Origin of the sequence: Kurthia sibirica (assembly GCF_003143975.1) — a bacterium.
Taxonomy (GTDB): Bacteria; Bacillota; Bacilli; order Bacillales_A; family Planococcaceae; genus Kurthia; species Kurthia sibirica.
The window spans coordinates 1-1088 of record NZ_QFVR01000070.1; the positions used below are offsets into that span (position 1 = coordinate 1).

The window sequence follows — 1088 nt, forward strand, 5'->3', positions numbered from 1 at the left end:
GAAGTGAGCTTGATTAGCGAATTCTGTTTTAAATACCTTAAATGTCGCTTCAGCCATGGCATTATCATAAGGGCACCCCTTCATACTCAGTGAACGCTGGATTCCGAATGTTTCAAGTGCTTCTGAAATCAGTTTGTTATCAAACTCTTTTCCTCTGTCTGTATGAAACATTTTGACGTCATTTAGATTAGCTTGAATGCTCGCAAGTGCTTGGTGTACAAGCTCTGCTGTCTTATTTTTACCTGCACTATATCCAATAATTTCTCGGTTGAAAAGGTCGACAAATAGGCATACATAGTGCCACTTTTTCCGACACGGACGTATGTTAAGTCGCTGACAATCACTGCTAATTGCTCGTCTTGATTGAATTCACGTTTCAATTCATTCTTCACAGGTGCTTCGTTACAGCCTGATTTATGTGGCTTGAATTGTGCCACAGTATAATTTGAGACTAAACCCAGCTCATTCATGAGACGCCCAATGCGACGGCGTGAAACTTGTTTTGGCTCTGGTAATTTCGCTAATTCTTTTTTGATTTTACGTGTGCCATAGTTGTTACGACTGGCTTTGAATATACGTTCAATTTCCTTTGAAAGAGCCGCATCTGCAGCTTTTGCAGCACGTTTACCAGACAAATCAGCTTGATAGTAGTACGTGCTTTTTTTACTATCGAGGACGACACACATTGCTGATACCGAATACTTGTGAGCATTATTACGAATCACATTTATTTTCGTCCTATGATCAGCGCCGCTTGCTATTTAGGACAACTTAGCGAGATGCGAGCTTAGTTGTCTTTATGCCTGTAGGTGAAAATGTCGTTTTCCATTAGTAAACGTTGGTTTTCTTTACGTAACTTAGCCAGCTCATTTTCTTCCTCAGAACGATTATATTTTGCAGCGAATGAACCTGTTTCCTTGTGGTTCTTAATCCAACGGTCTAGCGCAGAAAGCGTAATGTCATATTCTTGGGCAATCTCTGCACGTGGCTTGCCATTTTCATAAAGCTTCACTAATTGCAGTTTAAATTCGGGTGTAAATGTTCGACGTTGACGTGGCATATTTTGCACGCTCCCTTAATTTTATAAT

Annotated in this window: 1 pseudogene; it reads right to left on the reverse strand. The window is 40.3% G+C overall.

Annotated features, from left to right (window positions below):
- A pseudogene (locus DEX24_RS17640) lies at positions 1-1060 on the reverse strand (IS3 family transposase); the annotation flags it as partial.
- Positions 1061-1088: the final 28 nt, after the last annotated feature.